This is a genomic window from Mariniflexile aquimaris (assembly GCF_042676825.1).
In the GTDB taxonomy this organism is placed as follows: Bacteria; Bacteroidota; Bacteroidia; order Flavobacteriales; family Flavobacteriaceae; genus Mariniflexile; species Mariniflexile aquimaris.
Genome location: NZ_JBHTIB010000012.1, coordinates 726,666 through 743,719 on the forward strand (window position 1 = coordinate 726,666; position 17,054 = coordinate 743,719).

A 17,054-nucleotide genomic window follows, 5' to 3' on the forward strand; every position below is an offset into this window, starting at 1 on the left:
ATTTTAATACTGATTTACAACCACTTACAATTAATATTATTTTTTGGCACGCTGTTTGGTATTAGATAATCGTATAACAATTAATACCCACAATCATGAAAATTTACAATAAATTTCACGAGCTCCTTAACAATATAAGTGCCGCGAGTAAAAAGTTTATATTCTTATTAGCAAGTTTAATCCTTACAGGATTTACTGTTAATGCAGCCACTAGCAACACAGACTTTACAAATACTACTTATAACCGAGGTTATGGCAACTCTTTCATTTTTGTGGAGGACGGTATCGAATTTTCGGTTTTCCCAGATGGGCAATTCGATTTTAATATTTTACGTGGCAATTCACGTTTAAATGTTTCGGTTGGATCACCTAACTTAAATATTAGCTTTAACTCTGGCTACGATTACAACGCTTATGTACAATACGATGAGTATGGCGCTATTATTCAAATAGAAAATACTCCTATTTATTATGATTATTACGGACGCATTGTGCAAGCGGGTAATGTTAACATCAATTACAACAATAACGGTTATGTATCGCGTGTAGGTGGTTTATTTATTCATTATAACAGATACAACGTTTTTTCACATTATACTGGCTATATAAACGTATATAACAGACATTATGTTTACAGACCTTGGCATCGTTATTACAGTATTCCTGCTTACGATTACTGTGTAGTTTACAACAGACCTTATAGACAATATTATAACCCTGTGCGTTATGTTTACAACAGACCGTTTTATAACAATCACAGACCAAAAACAGCTATTTATAGCAGACGTGGAGAATCCATTGCGAGAAACAGAGATTATGCCACTGCAAACAGAAGCTCTAGAAATGTGACTCAGATAAACCGAAATGCGCGTTCTCCATATGAAAGCTCTCGACGTGAAATGTCTGACAACAATAATTCAAGACGCTATGATAACAATAAAAACGTAAGTAGAAATTCTCAAGTAATTGATAGAAATGACAGCAGAAGAGACTATTCTAACGACAATAGAATAAGCAGAGATAATACCCAAAGAAATGACTCTAGAATAATTTCACAAAGAACCGACAATAGATACAATTCTCAAGGTAACAATACTAAAAACACAAGAGAAAACGTTAATAGAACAACGAGGTCTTACGACAACAATGTAAGAACAAACGATGTAGTTCGCAGTAGAGAAAACACTGTAAAACAGAAAACAAATAATGCAAATACACGTGAATACACAAGAAGCAATACGGTTACCAGAAGTACACCGCAAGCAACACAACGAACTACAGAACGTACTGTAACTAGGTCGTCTCAGAACAAACCGATGGCCGCAAAAACAAGAAGTAATTCTAGTGATAATAATACAAAATCTGATTCTAGTTCAAGAAGACGATCATAACAATTTTGGTTGGTTAGATTGGAAAGCCCTACGATAAGTTCGCCTCAAAGCAACATCGTAGGGTTTTCTGTTTTTATACCATAACAAAATAATCTACTTGAGTCTTAAATAATTTTTGATGACACCCGAAATATCGTCGGATACATTAAGTTTCAGAATTACCCACACGTAAATAACAGATGCTAACAAGGATTTAAATGCGATATTAAGTATCGGGTGAAAAGGGAATTCCCAGAAATAAAAAAGCGCCGTACAACTAATAATGAGCACTAACACTTTCGCGGTATTCCTATCGAAAGGCATCATATTAAATTTTGCCTTTACAAAGTAAATTTTAATGGTGTTATAAATCGAAATCGCTAAAAATGTCGCTAATGCAGAACCATTTATTCCAAATTTAGGAATAAAAACGATATTTAAAATAACCGTTAACACCGTTAAAATCACTCCGAAAAACAAAACCATACGGTAATAATCACTATTAAACAAGACCACATTATTACAACCCATTAAGCAATCATAAAGCTTTGCAATGCCCACTAAAAAAACCACGAGCAATCCGCCGCTAAATTCTTTAGGTATTAGCATATAAAGGGCATTGATGTTGATTAAAATGATTAAAAAAATAAATCCTCCTATAATGAAGAGAGTTTGCGAGCTTCTTACATACAAATCTTTAAGCGCTACGGTGTTCTTATCGTTTAAATATTGCGCCGTTAAGGGTTGCAGTATTTGCTGCATAGAGCGCGAAGGCACGACAATCACCGTAGCAATATAAATAGCAACACCATAATAAGCCACTTCTTGTATGGGGATATACATACCCAACATAAACGAATCGATATCTAAAATAATCGTGGCAATCGACCCTGCGATGATAATTAAAGCTGAATATTTTAATATAGAAGGTAATCCTTCGATTCTGTAAAACTTAATTTTCGGTAATTTAACACTAAAAGCGTACAGTTTCATAATAATAGTACGAATAACATGAAGCACGACCACACCCAAAACAAACTGTTCGACATCAATCCATTTAAAATACACCGCAAACAACAGAAACATGACACCTACTCTATGAAACACTTCTTTCATAAAGTTGCCAAATACCGTTTGTAATTGTGTTTTAGACCAAGCAAAAAACACTTCAAAATAAGCCATGGCAATAGCCGTTACATAAATATACCATACATAATCTTTAACAATGGCATTTTTTTGAGACAGCAACTCCCCGATGGCTTCATAAGTAAAAGACCCAATAAACCCAATAGGAATAATAAGTGCCAATGGCAAAAGCAACATTAAGGTTAAAAAACTATTTAAAGAGTTTTTAGTTTTAAAGGCCGAGTAATATTTTATAATGGTATTATGAGCCCCAAAAGCCATTAACGGCATCACAATATTGGCTGTACTCATTAAAAAAGCCACCAAACCATAATATACATCGCTAATAAAATAAGTATATAAAAAAAGTGTATTTAGCGCCCCAACACCAAAACCCAGATACGTAAATACGGTATTTTTAAATGATTGGTTGGTTACTATACCCATTACAATAATTTAGATAATGCTTCGGTTAATTGTTTTCGACTGTATTTTTGTAATCCAATTGGATGCACTTGCAAAGTTTTATTTTGAAACGCTTTATAGTGCTCTAAGATAGTGCTTTTTAAAGAATCATAGTCTTGGTAATTAAAGTAGTGACCAGTATTGGTATCGCTGATTATTTGCGCTACGTCCGAGCCTTTTGGCCCCATAGCAACGATTGGTCTGCCCGACACCATATACTCAAACAATTTACCTGGAATAATGCATTTCGTGTCTTCTGAATCTATTTCAATTAACAACAGTAACTGTGTTCTTCTTTGAAATACAAGTGCTTCTTTATGGGATACATAGCCCACATTATATACATATTTACTTAAATGGTGTTTTTTTATAGATTCCAGTACCGAATCGCTAATAAACCCAATAAAATTCAGCTGAAAATCTTTTGAAAACGATGCGTTTTCTGCAACAAGCTCACCCAAAATTTTCCACAAAAGTTCAGGGTTTCTTTTAGATAATAAAGAGCCAATATGAGATAATGTAAATTTGGTATCAAGGCCATCCACAGTCACCGATTCTGTATCGTAACCATTTGTTATAACTTCAATAGGTTTGCTAGTTAACTTTTGAAATTCTGCTTTGGTTGTAAAACTCGTAACGATGAGTTGGTCTGCCGTATTTAAAACTTGTTTTTCTAAGTCTTTGTGTTTTGCTCGAGACGCTTTCGTTAATTTCAATTGCTTATGATAACCAATAGTAGTCCATGGGTCTCTAAAGTCGGCAATCCACTTTACTCCGAGTTTTGCCTGTAATTGCACACCAATAAGGTGCAAACTATGTGGCGGACCCGTAGTAATAATGGTGTCAATGTTTTCTTTTACAATATAATCAGAAAGAAAATTTACTGAAGGTTTTACCCAAGCTTTGCGCGCATCTGGAATAAAAAAATTCCCTCTTATGAATAACAGGAGTTTTTCAATAAAGCGTTGTTTTTTTTCTTCAGGGATTACACCTTTGCTAATCGTTTTTGAGGATTGCTTCGCGAATAAACTGGCTAATTTATAGGGCTCTTTAATGGGTTGTTTAATGATCGTTAGATCTTTCGACACTTCATCAAGCAAACTTTCATCCAACAAAGGATAACTCGGATTTTCGGGCGCATAAACAATGGGTCGGACATTAAAATCGGGTAAATATTTTACAAATTTCAACCAACGTTGCACTCCTGGTCCGCCTGCAGGAGGCCAGTAGTAAGTAATAAGTAAAACTTTCTTTTTATCCATTGTTGTCATTCCCTAGAAAACGAGAATCTTAGTGATTGAAACAAAAAAATTTATTAATAATGAACCCGTCTTTCTTATAGAATCATAGGCACGAGCTCCTACTTTCTTTTAAATTCATAAAACAATCCACCGACTAATAATAATGCGAATAACACAGAACTTGCTAAAGCAATTGTACTTCCTGTTTTCACCACATCCGGGTCGAACTTAAACTCTATGGTGTGAGTGCCTGCTGGTAGTTCCATGCCTCGCAAAGTGTAATTAACTCGCATGTGAGTGGCGTCTTTACCATCAACAGTCGTTTTCCAGCCATTTTTATAATAAATTTCAGAAAACACTGCAAAACCCTTATTAGCATTCGTAGATTGATACTTTAAATAATTCGGTTTATAAGCCACTAATTTTATGGAAGCCAAAGAATCCACCTGATATTGCGTTGGTACATTCTTATAGATTTTAGAATTATAAACTGCTTTACGCTTATTATCTAAACTATCTAATGCTTTAATTTCTTCATTAGCAGAAGTAACGCCTTTTAATTCATTTACAAACCACGCATTACCATTGGCTTCATCATTAAAATACGGAATTACGCCGCTTTCATTTTCAAAAATAATATACTTCGCATTAAGCATATTAAGCACATTGATGTTGTTTTTAGCTACATAAAAATCGAATACCTCGCTATAGCGCTTTAATTCTGCTGCATTATATCCATTCAGCGAATTATGAAAATAAGAAGGCTTCGCTGCGCCACCTACCAAATCGAAAACACGATAAAAGGTGGTATCTTTTAATATTTCCTTATCGGCAGGAGTCGCCTCGAAAGGTTTATTTACCAAGGTGGCAGATACAAAATCGTCGTTATTCACATATCGTCTGGCTACTCCAACTAAATCAAAAAGAATTAGCAGGCCAAAAGCAACAACCACCCATTTTTCTTTAAGTTTGTCTTTCAAATACATATAAATCGCAGCTGCAGAGAGCAACACTAACACTAAAGTTCTTATGGTATCCTGAGTAAAAAGTGTTTTTCTGTCTTCTATAAGAGCGTCTACAAAATCGTGTCCGTAATTCTGACGGTAAAACCCATCATTTACACCAACAAAATCAAATAATGATGATTTGAAAAGTAAAAATACTAACGATAACCCTCCCGCAATTATAGAGGCATATTTTAAAGCTTTTAACTTCTCTTCTTTCTTTTCAAAATTATTAAATAGTCTCACTAACCCAAAAATTGCCAGTACTGGAACACATAATTCTAAAAGAACCTGTATAGAAGTTACCGCTCTAAATTTATTATACAGCGGCACATAATCAATAAAGAAATCGGTTAAAAACCCAAGATTTTTACCATAAGACAATAACAATGAAAACACCGTTCCGCCCACTAACCACCATTTTAAGCGGCCTTTTACTAAAAACAGTGCGAATACAAATAAAAATAATATTACTGCTCCAATATAGGCAGGCGCCTCCACAATTGGTTGGTCGCCCCAATACATAGGTGCTTGTTTAGATTCTTGAAGTGCCTGCGAGGTTGTAGCCCCTAATTTCCTGAAAGCATCATAGGTTGCCGAGTCTTTCCCGACATCTTCACCATTACCGCCACCCATAAATCTGGGAATGAATAAATTAAACGTTTCCCAATAGCCATAACTAAACTGTGTGATATAATCTTTATCTAATCCAGAAGTGACTTCTTTAGGCGAACCATCAGGATTTATGGTCAGTTCGCTTTTTCCACGGGTACTCTCCTTCACATACTCTTGTGTAGCCATTACGTTAGTGGCATTTAATGCGATTGCTAAAATAACTGCGCCCACTAAAATTCCAACCGACTTAAAATAATGCGGTAATAGCTTCTTTTTATACGCGTCGATTAAATAAGCAATTCCTAAAATAATAACCAACAACATTAGATAATAGGTCATTTGGAAGTGGTTGGCAACAATTTCTAGTCCCATAGCCACTGCGGTGAGCAAAAACCCAGCAATATATTTTCGCCGAAATGTGAGTATAATGCCGCTTAAAACCAAAGGCATATACGCAATAGCATGCGCTTTACTGTTGTGCCCAACACCGAGAATAATAATTAAATAGGTTGAAAAGCCAAAAGCCAGAGCACCTAAAGCCGCCAGTTTAAAATCTACTTTTAATAACAGCAACAGAATATAAAAACCAAGGAAATACAAAAACAAATAATCGGCAGGTCGAGGTAAAAAACGAAGCGATAAATCTAAGGATTTAATATAATTGTGCGGATATTTAGCCCCCAATTGATAGGTTGGCATTCCGGCAAAAGCGCTATTGGTCCAATACGTTTCTTCGCCCGTCTCTGCTTTAAAATCTTTTTGCTGCTTACTCATGCCTATGTATTGCATGATATCGCTCTGAAATATTTGTTTCCCGCTTAAAACCGGACTAAAATAAGCTAAAGAAATTACGATAAAACCTATTAGGATGACTAAATGCGGAAGGAATTTTTTAATTGAAAATTGCATGAAAATGTATTAAAAACAATGATTGCGAAAAATAGTCATAATTTTCGGAACCAATATAAAATTCAACCAAATTATACTATCAATTTTTTATTGCTTAAGAAATCTATTTTTAGAATCCCATTTTTTGGGAAAGACCTGCTTACTGGTTTAATGTAAACATAACCAGAATCTGAGAATTAGTCGATTTCTTCGTAATCTACATATTCACCAACGTCTTTATTTGAAGATTTTTTGTTGGGCATTTTATCAATAGTAACTTCGCCTTCCTTTTTAGGTTTTTCTTGATAAGGTCTTTGCTGATTCCGATAGCTATCGGAATGTCTCCCGAATTTTTCTTCTGCTTTTTTTGCAACAAATTTTATAAGTAAGGGTGCAAAAATTCTTGACAATATCTTTACTCCGTAATATATTAGGAGTAAAATTAAAATCATCCTCAAAAAACCAGGTACAGATGCCTGTTGTAACATAAACTTTAATTTTATGCAAAAATACAATTCTATACGTTTAAAAAAGGTTGAAATATGATAAAAAAAGCATAAAATATCTATATTTGAAAAGCCTTAACTTGGTTTTTAATTAAAAATCTGTAAATAAATAATTTACGATACCTAAAAATACTATTATGAACCCACTCAAATCTTGCCTAGTATTACTGCTGTGTTTGCTAAGCTCCTACACCTTTGCACAGTATACCGATGTGATAAATTCTAACAGACCAGGAGTGTCCAGAAGCGCTTATTCTGTTGGCACAAATGTGGTCCAGTTCGAAATGGGTCCCTACATGATTAAAGAAAAAAGAACCCCGGCTGCTAGCTATGAAGTTGAAGGTTTTGGGGCTGATTTTGCGGCGCGTTACGGATTAATTTGGGAGCCATTAGAGTTAAATATTGAAGGAACCTACCAGAGTGACACGAAAACATACACATCTAATATTATAACTGAAGACAACAGGGCAAATTTTAAATATTTAACCATTGGTGCTAAATATTTAGTTTACGATCCTTATAAAAATTCTGAAAAAGAAAAACCAAATCTTTATAGTTGGAAAGCAAATCAGCGTTTTAAATGGAGTTCATTAATTCCAGCCGTATCGATTTATGCCGGTGCGAATTACGACACTAAAAACAACCCTTATGTTACCTACGGTGTTGAAGGTTTTAGTCCGAAAGTCATGGTAGCCACCCAACATAATTTTAACGGCGGCTGGGTATTTGTAACGAATTTTATTAAAGACCGGATAGGAACCGATCAGTCAGATTTTCAATATATCTTAACACTTACCCACTCTTTTAGTCCGAAATGGGCAATATTTGGTGAAACTCAGGGTATTCAAAGCGATTTTTATGCAGACAACCTGTTTAGACTGGGTGCGGGATATTTATGGAGTAAAGATTTTCAATTAGATACCGCTGTCACACTTAATACCAAAGATACCCCGTCGGTTTTTGGTGTGAATTTTGGCATGTCGTATCGGTTAGATTTTCATAAAGACAAAGAAATAAACAACGGAACTTCTGCAAAAGACGAGGGTGATCGCAAATCAAGGAGCAAAGGCAAAAAGACTACCGATGTTATAGAAGAGTATAATAAAAAACACAAACGAAAAAGTGAAAGTTTTAATTAATAGCCTATTTAAATTATAAATGATTTCAATAAAAGAAGTAAAAACCAAAAGCGATTTAAAAGCTTTTGTGAAATTCCCTTTTAAACTTTACGAAGGTTCTAAATACTGGGTGCCACCTATTATTCGCGAAGAATTAAAAACATTCGACAAAAAAGAAAACCCCGTGTTTAATGATGCCGAAGCCCGATTATTTTTAGCGTATAAAGACAATCGCATTGTTGGGCGTGTTGCGGCGATTATCAATTCATTAGAAGTTGATAAACAAGGTATTAAAAAAATGCGTTTTGGGTGGTTTGATTTTATAGATGATTTAGAAGTTTCTCAAGCACTTTTAAATACTGTTGAAGATATTGGTAAAGCAAATAATTTAGAATTTTGCGAAGGACCGGTAGGCTTTTCTAATTTAGATAAGGTTGGGGTGGTTACCGAAGGCTTTGAAGCATTAGCTCCTATGGTAACTTGGTACAATCATCCTTACTATGTAAAACATTATGAAGCAGCACACTACAAGGTGGAGAAATCGTATTCTGAAAGTAGGTTTCCATTTGCCAACGTAAAGCCAGAATTCTTTTTAAAAGCGCAGGATCTTATTAAAAAACGCTATCAGCTTAAAGCATTAAAATTCACGAAAACGAGTGAGGTTATGCCGTATGCCGATAAGATGTTCGATTTGTTTAATAAAAGTTACGCGAACTTATCTTCTTTTGTGGCCATTACAGACATTCAGAAGGAATATTTTAAAAAGAAATTTATAAGCTTTATAAATCCGGAATATATCAAATTTGTAGTCGACAAAAATGATGAACTTATTGGTTTTGCGATTGTAATGCCTTCTTTTGGAAGCGCTTTGCAAAAAATAAAAGGCCGACTATTTCCGTTTGGATTCCGACATATACTACACGCCAAAAAACATAGTAAAGAAGCCATTTTCTATCTAATAGGCATTCACCCAGAGTATCAGAATAAAGGAGTTCATGCGGTTATTTTTAACGAATATTACAACACTTTTACAGAAAAAGGCATTAAAACCTGTATTCGCACGCCAGAACTGGAAGATAATTTTGCCATACATCAAATATGGAAACATTTTGACCCGGAGGTTTTCAGACGAAGAAAAACATTTAGAAAAGATTTATAACAAAAAATAGCCGCAAATTGCGGCTATTTTTTTTGTTATATAAAACTATATTTATTCACCCATTGCAGCCATTACAGCGGCAGATAAGCGTTGGTAAGTACCATTTTCTAAACGTGTTCTAATAGAATCGAAAGCATCAAGCGTAATCTTAATATCTTCTAAAGTATGTGCAGCCGTAGGAATTAATCTTAATAAAATTAATCCTTTAGGTATTACAGGATATACCACAATAGAACAGAAAATTCCGAAGTTTTCACGTAAATCTTTCACTAAAGCCATGGCTTCTGGAATACTTCCTTTTAAATATACAGGTGTTACACAACTTTGCGTAGTTCCTATATCAAATCCTCTTTCTTTAAGACCAGATTGTAACGCATTTACATTTTCCCAAAGTTTATTTTTAAGCTCTGGCATTGTTTTAAGCATTTCTAAACGTTTTCTAGCTCCAACAACCAATTGCATTTGCAAGGATTTAGCAAACATTTGAGAACGTAGATTATATTTTAAATAATCCATAATCTCTTTATCGCCCGCAATAAAAGCACCTGTTCCAGCCATCGATTTCGCAAATGTTGCAAAATACACATCAATATCGTCTTGAACACCTTGCTCCTCACCTGCTCCAGCACCTGTTTTTCCTAAAGTTCCGAAACCGTGTGCATCATCAACTAAAAATCTGAAATTAAATTTCTTTTTAAGCGCAACAATTTCTTTTAATCTGCCTTGTTCACCACGCATTCCAAAAACACCTTCAGAAATCACTAAAATACCACCTCCGGTTTGTTCAGCCATTTTAGTGGCGCGCTCTAAGTTCTTTTCTAAACTTTCAACATCATTGTGTTTATAAGTAAATCGCTTACCCATATGCAAACGCACCCCATCAATAATACAAGCGTGTGCATCTACATCATAAACAATAATATCGTTTTTATTTACCAAAGCGTCAATAGTAGACACCATTCCTTGGTAACCAAAATTTAAAAGATACGCGGCTTCTTTACCCACAAACTCAGCTAATTCATTTTGAAGCGTTTCATGCAAATCTGTATGACCAGACATCATTCTTGCACCCATTGGATACGCAGAGCCATAATCGGCTGCCGCTTGTGCATCTACTTTACGAATTTCCGGATGATTGGCTAATCCTAAATAATCATTAATACTCCAAGTAATTACATCTTTTCCTTGAAATTTCATTCTGTTAGAAATCTGTCCTTCTAATTTTGGGAATACAAAATATCCTTCAGCTTGAGAAGCCCATTTTCCTAACGGACCTTTGTCTTTATAAATTTTCTCGAATAAATCTTTCATTTATTATAAATCTGATTGCTATTAAAATTAAGAATTAACTATTAACTCGAAGCGGCTTTAGAAGGAAACGAAAACACCTTACGATGCTTTATTAAATTCAATGAAAGCTAATTTTAGTTCTTAGTCAGTTCGTGCAAAATTAAATATTTATATTGTTTGTACATAATTTTTACTCTCCAATTATTTGTTAAATAAAAAAAGAGACTTCTATAAGCTTTTTAAACAAAAGGTATCTCTTAATATGTTACAATTAAATTATTTTATATACTCAATTTTTTGTGCAGCAGCCTCATTGATACTATCAAAAAAGCCTTGTTCCTGCATCCATTTATCACTATAAATTTTACTCATGTAACGCGATCCGTGATCTGGAAAAATAACCACTACATAATCGTCTTTTTTAAATACGCCCTGTTCCCCAAGTTGTTTAACCCCTTGAATAGCAGCTCCAGAAGTATAACCAACAAACAACCCTTCGGTTCTTGCTAACTCTCTTGCGGTATGCGCACTTTCTTCGTCTGTTACTTTTACAAATTCATCTATAACATCAAAATCTGTTGCCGTAGGTATTAAGTTTTTCCCTAAACCTTCAATACGGTACGGATAAATTTCTTTTTCATCGAATTCTCTCGATTCATGGTATTTTTTAATAACCGAACCAAAAGCATCGATACCTATAATTTTAATATTTGGATTTTGTTCTTTTAAATATTTTGCAGTTCCAGATATGGTACCACCGGTTCCACTACAAGCCACTAAATGCGTTATTTTACCTTCGGTTTGATTCCAGATTTCCGGACCCGTAGAAGCATAATGCGCATCTATATTAAGTTGATTAAAGTACTGATTTATATATACAGAACCTTTCATTTCGCTGTGCAATCTTTTAGCGACTTCATAATACGACCTTGGGTCGTCTGCACTTACATGTGCTGGACATACATAAACCTTGGCTCCCATGGTTTTTAGCATATCAATCTTATCGGCCGAAGATTTTGAACTCACCGCCAATACGCAGTCGTATCCCTTAATAATACTCACCATGGCGAGACTAAAACCTGTGTTACCCGAAGTTGTTTCTATAATGGTAGCACCTGGTGTTAAAATACCTTTGCGCTCTGCTTCTTCTATGATGTAAGTTGCTATTCTGTCTTTGGAAGATTGTCCTGGATTAAATGCTTCTACTTTGGCGTAAAAGCTTCCATTGAATTTTGAAGTTACTTTATTAAGCTTAATAAGTGGTGTGTTACCTACTAATTCTAATACATTATCAAAAACTTGATTTCTGTGCTTCATAAATACTTTTTAGATGCTATGGATATTATTAATAATATTTTTAGCTTAAAACCTGACAAAAGTAAAACATTTTTTTTATTTATTTATGAATTCCTTCTAAATCTAACAAAAAGGCATATTCTAAAGCGACTTCTTTTAGGCTTTCAAAACGTCCTGAAGCACCGCCATGACCTGCATCCATATCGGTATGCAACAACAATTTATTAGAATCTGTTTTTAGTTCTCTTAATTTGGCTACCCACTTAGCTGGTTCCCAATATTGTACCTGAGAATCGTGTAAACCCGTTGTAACCAACATATTAGGATAGGCTTTTGCTTCAACATTATCGTATGGCGAATACGATTTCATGTAATTGTAAAATTGTAATTTATTCGGATTGCCCCATTCGTCGTATTCCCCCGTGGTTAAAGGAATGGTATCATCAAGCATCGTGGTTACCACATCTACAAAAGGTACTGCGGCTAAAATGCCATGATACAATTCAGGATTCATATTGATGATGGTTCCCATGAGCATCCCTCCTGCCGATCCTCCATAAGCGTATAAATGCTCTTGGGATGTGTATTTTTGCTGAATTAAAAACTTAGAACAATCAATAAAATCATAAAAGGTATTGCGTTTATTTAATAATTTTCCGTTTTCATACCAATCTCTTCCCAGATATTCACCACCGCGAACGTGCGCAATAGCGTAAATAAAACCGCGATCTAATAAAGTTAAGCGCACGCTAGAAAATGATGGATCGATGGTTGACCCATAAGAACCATAGGCATATTGTAATAACGGACTTGAGCCATCGAGCTTCGTTCCTTTTTTATATACTAAAGAAATAGGCAGCTTTGTACCATCGCGACCTGTTGCCCAAATACGTTTAGATTCGTAATTTTCTTTTTTAAATGTTCCTCCTAAAACCTCTTGTTCCTTTTTGATTTCGCTTTGTTTTGTTTTAAAGTTATAATCGATAACAGAACTTGGTGAGGTTAATGAATTATATGCATAACGCAACACATTACTATCAAAATCAGGGTTATTACCTATATAAGTTGTGTAAGTTTCGCTTTCAAAAGGTAGATAATAATCTTCTGAAGCATCCCAACTTATAATGCGTAAATTATTTAATCCATTTTCGCGTTCATTTACAACCAAATAATCTTTAAAAATTTCGATATCTTCAATTAAAACCTCTTTTCTGTGCGGAATAACATCTTTCCAATACCGCTTTTCTGTTTTGCTTTCGTGGGTTTTTAAAAGCTTGAAGTTGGTAGCGCCATCGCAATTAGAAATAATATAAAAGCTATCGTTATAATGAGCGATACTGTACTCTAAATCGCGTTTACGCTTTTGAAACAATTTGAATTCACCATCGGGTGTATTGGCATCTAAAATTCGGTATTCTGACGACACAGTGCTTGAAGACCCAATAACGATGTATTTTTTTGATTTGGTTTTGTACACAAACGTATTGAAAGTTTCGTCGGTTTCGTGATACACTTCCATATCATTGATGGAATCCGAGTTCAAAATATGTTTCAATATTTTATAAGAACGCAAAGTCCCTTCCTCTTTAACACAGTAAAAAAGGGTTTTATTGTCGTTCGCCCAAGTTGAGCTACTGGTAGTATTTACAATTTTATCTGGGTAAATTTCGCCCGTAACCAAATTTTTAATTTGAATGGTATATTGCCTTCTCCCTACGGTATCGGTCGAAAAACTCGCCATGGTGTTATCCGGACTAATGGCCATGCTTCCTAAATTAAAAAAAGCAAAACCTTTAGCCATCTCGTTGCAATCGAATAATATTTCTTCTGGTGCATCTAAGGTTTCTTTTTTACGCGTATAAATGGGGTAATCTTGCCCTATTTCGTAACGCGTGATGTACCAATACCCGTTTAATTTATACGGAACCGATGTATCGTCTTCTTTAATTCGCCCTTTCATTTCTTCAAACAAATCCTTTTGAAACGCTTCGGTATGTTGCATAACTTGCTTGGTATAGTCATTTTCAGCATTTAAATAGGCAATCACTTCAGGATTTTCCTTATCGTTCATCCAATAGTAATTATCAATCCTAACATCTTTATGTTTTACCAATTTTTTTGGCTTTTTAGCTGCTAGAGGTATTTGAAGTGTGGTTTTTAACGACATATTATTCTTTAATTAAGTGGGCAAAAATATAAAAATTAAATAGCTTTGTACCGAATTATAAATTATAAAATTATGTTTGGAGATATGATGAATATGATGGGGAAACTAAAAGAAACCCAGCGTAAAGTTGAAGAAACTAAAAAGCGATTAGATACCGTTTTAATTGATGAAAAAAGCAGCGATAATAAACTTAAAGTTACGCTTACGGCGAATAGAACCATAAAATCTATTTCGATAGATGATGCGTTGTTACAAGATAAAGAACAACTTGAAGATTATTTAATTTTAACCTTGAATAAAGCAATTGAAAAAGCTACTCAGGTAAACGAAACCGAACTTGCCGCTGTAGCTAAGGAAGGTATGCCGAATATTCCGGGAATGGACTTATTTAAATAAAAAAAGAAGCTTAAAAAGCTTCTTTTTTTATTCTATCTAAAAATTGACTTGCAGCTGTAATCTAAGCAAGTTACCTTCTTGCAGGTTATTTAATTTTACGGCATCTTCGTATCTTCTTTTAGATATGGTATAATCTGCCACTACTTCAAAGTTTTTAAAAGGCTGGTATTCAATTCCAATCTCTAAATCGTTTACTTCATAGCTTCGTGCATCTAATTCATGCTTTTTACCACCTCTGTATATTTGATATTTAACAAAAGGCAAAACGATTTGTTCTTCAAATTTTAAATTGTAAAACGCCTGAATGTAGCCTCCGTGCAACGACTTTTGCTCGATAGTGTTGTTTAATTTGTTAAATTCTGGACCCGTACCTATGTTATATTCAGCCTGTAATCCGAAAGGTTGTGGATATAAAACAAAACTCGCAGCAACACGTTCATCTAAATATTCTTTATCGCTATTAACAATTACGGTACTGGTTACACTAGGGAGCACATATTTTCCGGTATAACCTTGAATTCCAGCTTCGAAAATCTGACCATTTTTAAATTCAAATGGATACGATACTCTAGCAATTACATGCTGGCTGTCATTTGCCTCCGTTCTATTCGCAGTTTGCCCGTTATAGATTCCAAAGCCAAATACTCCATAATCTCCCGAACCTTTAAGTCCGTCTTTAACCAATTTAGCAAACAAATCTCTTTTTTCTTTAGGCGCCCAATAAAAGAACAAACCTAAATCTCGTTCGTTTACCACGGCACTATTTAGCGCATCATTTCTATCTAACGTTAACCTATTTTGACTTGATTGCATATTTTCGAACCCATAAGGCACTTTACTTTGCCCCACACGTAATCTGTATTCTTTTTTAGAATCGAATGCCAAGTCAAAATACGCATCTCGTATTTGTAGAAAATTGTTACTGGTAGTGGAAGCAGACGATGCAAAATCTGGTTGTACATAAATATAAATACGTTCATGCACATTGCCGGAGAACACCAAACGCCCTCTTCTAATAAATAAACCATTATTATCTCCCCAAGATTTATCGCATTGCTCACAGCCTAAATCTGGATTCGTTTCAAGCAGTCTGTTATATCTAACTTGCATATAACCACGAAGACTTAAAGTTTCAAACCATTTTTTTTCTACAGTCACTTTAGTGTCTGCAGATTTACCAAGTTCTTGAGCTGATAACGATTGGAAACTCATCATCAATGAACAAGAAAACACAAGAATTAAAACACCAATTTTATTTATCATTAGTTCTGAAAAAATTTCGGCGAAAGTAATCGACGGATTTATTTTGAATGTTATTAAATTGTTATCATTTTAAGGATTATGAAAAAATAGTTTTAAAAGTCTTAATTACGTACTCATGCATGGCGTCGGTATAATCTAAATGCGTGACAATGCGCAGTTTATTAGTTCCCATGCCAATGATATGAATGTTATTAGTTTTCAACTTTTTAATAAATTCATTTTCGTCAACATCTTTATTTAATTCGAAAATAACGATGTTGGTTTCAATAGGTTCTACAGCTTTTATTATGGATAATTTAGATAATGCCTCACCTAGTTCTTTGGCTCTTTTATGATCTTCAACTAATCGTTCTACATGATTATCTAAAGCATAAAGACCTGCTGCCGCTAAATAACCGGCTTGCCGCATATTACCACCAAACACCTTTCTTATGCGTATGGCATTTTTCATAATATCGGCATCGCCCACCAATAAGGAGCCCACAGGACAGCCTAATCCTTTACTTAAACACACAGAAATGGTATCGAAAACGTTGCCATATTGCTCTAGCGTTTCTTCTTTATGTACGGCTAAAGCATTCCATATTCTGGCACCATCTAAATGAAAACCTAAGTTGTTTGTATCACACACTTCTCGGATTTTTAATATTTCATTAAAATCCCAACAAGAACCTCCGCCTCTATTGGCTGTATTTTCTATTTCCACTAAGCGTGTAGGGCTGTAATAGTAAGCTTCTGGATTGATGGCTTCTTTAACCTGTTCTGCCGTAAACATACCTCTGTGGCCGTCTAATAATTTGCAAGACACGCCACTATTAAAGGCCACACCACCAGATTCATAATTATAAATATGGGCGAATTTATCGCAAATAACCTGGTCTCCCGGGTTTGTATGCAGTTTTATTGCTGTTTGATTAGCCATGGTGCCACTAGGAAAAAACAAGGCACTTGGTTTGCCAAACATTTTGGCTATTCGTGTTTCTAATTGGTTTACGGTTTCGTCTTCTCTAAAAACATCGTCACCAACTTGGGCTTCCATCATAACGGCTAACATGGCTTTAGATGGTTTTGTAACAGTATCGCTTCTTAAGTCTATTATCATATTAAAAAAATATAGGTAAAGCTATAAAATTATATCAAGAATTGTTTTC

13 protein-coding genes are annotated in these 17,054 nt (G+C 34.7%); 4 read left to right on the forward strand and 9 right to left on the reverse strand.

The genetic code is table 11. The features are described from left to right. The first annotated feature begins 95 nt into the window (after positions 1-95). On the forward strand, positions 96-1,391 hold the full coding sequence (locus ACFQ0I_RS11175) for a hypothetical protein (protein WP_379942288.1): 1,296 nt from the start codon (positions 96-98) through the stop codon (positions 1,389-1,391). Between the two features lie 93 nt (positions 1,392-1,484). Here the strand turns inward: ACFQ0I_RS11175 and ACFQ0I_RS11180 are convergent, their stop codons facing one another. From ACFQ0I_RS11180 to ACFQ0I_RS11195, 4 genes are all read right to left on the reverse strand, one after another. Continuing rightward, positions 1,485-2,942 carry an oligosaccharide flippase family protein gene (locus ACFQ0I_RS11180; RefSeq protein ID WP_379942290.1) on the reverse strand — a complete coding sequence of 486 codons (1,458 nt, stop codon included), beginning with the start codon at positions 2,940-2,942 and terminating at the stop codon, positions 1,485-1,487. Beyond that, positions 2,942-4,222: a glycosyltransferase family 4 protein gene (locus tag ACFQ0I_RS11185; RefSeq protein ID WP_379942292.1), complete on the reverse strand. Its 1,281-nt coding sequence runs from the start codon at positions 4,220-4,222 to the stop codon at positions 2,942-2,944. The genes ACFQ0I_RS11180 and ACFQ0I_RS11185 overlap by 1 nt, the downstream gene beginning before the upstream one ends. A gap of 98 nt (positions 4,223-4,320) precedes the next feature. Further along, positions 4,321-6,729 (reverse strand): YfhO family protein, encoded by a 2,409-nt coding sequence (locus tag ACFQ0I_RS11190; protein ID WP_379942294.1) that lies wholly within the window; start codon positions 6,727-6,729, stop codon positions 4,321-4,323. Positions 6,730-6,905: 176 nt separating this feature from the next. Beyond that, positions 6,906-7,196, reverse strand: coding sequence for a DUF4834 family protein (locus ACFQ0I_RS11195; RefSeq protein ID WP_379942296.1), 291 nt, complete (start codon positions 7,194-7,196; stop codon positions 6,906-6,908). A gap of 155 nt (positions 7,197-7,351) precedes the next feature. On the opposite strand from ACFQ0I_RS11195, the gene ACFQ0I_RS11200 reads away from it, so the two are divergent. Together ACFQ0I_RS11200 and ACFQ0I_RS11205 are read left to right on the forward strand one after the other, a co-directional pair. Next, a complete protein-coding gene (locus tag ACFQ0I_RS11200; RefSeq protein ID WP_379942298.1) occupies positions 7,352-8,353 on the forward strand; it encodes a transporter in 1,002 nt (333 codons plus the stop codon). 19 nt (positions 8,354-8,372) lie between these two features. Then, complete coding sequence (locus ACFQ0I_RS11205) at positions 8,373-9,491, forward strand: GTP cyclohydrolase (RefSeq protein ID WP_379942299.1); 1,119 nt, start codon at positions 8,373-8,375, stop codon at positions 9,489-9,491. Positions 9,492-9,542: 51 nt separating this feature from the next. On the opposite strand, the gene ACFQ0I_RS11210 is transcribed toward ACFQ0I_RS11205, so the two are convergent. From ACFQ0I_RS11210 to ACFQ0I_RS11220, 3 genes are all read right to left on the reverse strand, one after another. Next, positions 9,543-10,802: an aminotransferase class I/II-fold pyridoxal phosphate-dependent enzyme gene (locus tag ACFQ0I_RS11210; RefSeq protein ID WP_379942301.1), complete on the reverse strand. Its 1,260-nt coding sequence runs from the start codon at positions 10,800-10,802 to the stop codon at positions 9,543-9,545. Between the two features lie 255 nt (positions 10,803-11,057). Beyond that, a complete protein-coding gene (locus ACFQ0I_RS11215; RefSeq protein ID WP_379942302.1) occupies positions 11,058-12,098 on the reverse strand; it encodes a PLP-dependent cysteine synthase family protein in 1,041 nt (346 codons plus the stop codon). A gap of 79 nt (positions 12,099-12,177) precedes the next feature. Continuing rightward, positions 12,178-14,244 (reverse strand): S9 family peptidase, encoded by a 2,067-nt coding sequence (locus tag ACFQ0I_RS11220; protein ID WP_379942304.1) that lies wholly within the window; start codon positions 14,242-14,244, stop codon positions 12,178-12,180. Between the two features lie 72 nt (positions 14,245-14,316). Here ACFQ0I_RS11220 and ACFQ0I_RS11225 point away from each other — a divergent pair, with 72 nt between their 5' ends. Next, the gene (locus ACFQ0I_RS11225) at positions 14,317-14,640 is read left to right on the forward strand and encodes a YbaB/EbfC family nucleoid-associated protein (protein ID WP_379942305.1); all 324 of its coding nucleotides are present in this window, start codon (positions 14,317-14,319) and stop codon (positions 14,638-14,640) included. Between the two features lie 36 nt (positions 14,641-14,676). On the opposite strand, the gene ACFQ0I_RS11230 is transcribed toward ACFQ0I_RS11225, so the two are convergent. Both ACFQ0I_RS11230 and ACFQ0I_RS11235 read right to left on the reverse strand, forming a co-directional pair. Continuing rightward, entirely contained in the window at positions 14,677-15,903 is a 1,227-nt protein-coding gene (locus tag ACFQ0I_RS11230) for a porin (RefSeq protein WP_379942306.1), read from the reverse strand. A 76-nt stretch (positions 15,904-15,979) separates the two neighbouring features. Beyond that, positions 15,980-17,005, reverse strand: a complete 1,026-nt coding sequence (locus ACFQ0I_RS11235) for a threonine aldolase family protein (protein WP_379942308.1) — start codon at positions 17,003-17,005, stop codon at positions 15,980-15,982. Between the last annotated feature and the right edge of the window lie 49 nt (positions 17,006-17,054).